Origin of the sequence: Psychrobacter sp. TB55-MNA-CIBAN-0194 (assembly GCF_040309505.1) — a bacterium.
Lineage (GTDB): Bacteria > Pseudomonadota > Gammaproteobacteria > Pseudomonadales > Moraxellaceae > Psychrobacter > Psychrobacter fozii.
Genome location: NZ_JBEOOW010000652.1, coordinates 1 through 245 on the forward strand (window position 1 = coordinate 1; position 245 = coordinate 245).

The following is a 245-nucleotide window of genomic DNA, read 5'->3' on the forward strand; positions in this document are numbered from 1 at the left end:
GTATTTAACCTTATTAGAGCTGGCACAGCAGCAGCCGAGCGCCTATGAGTGGCTGTCAAAATTACCCACGTGGTTAAATGATATCAAGGATAAAGCCAACTATGCGCATGCGCCGGCTTATCAAGCGTCGGTAGCACGTTTGCCAACATTAGCCGTTTATAATGTGGATTTGGACAGTGACATATTGACGATTAATGCGCCGTTGAGTGACTCTGAGCGCAAACAAACCATGGCGCTACTAAAGC

1 pseudogene is annotated in these 245 nt (G+C 46.9%); it reads left to right on the forward strand.

The window, feature by feature from the left end:
- Positions 1-245 (forward strand): annotated as a pseudogene (locus AAEY75_RS16625) (tRNA 5-methoxyuridine(34)/uridine 5-oxyacetic acid(34) synthase CmoB); the annotation flags it as partial.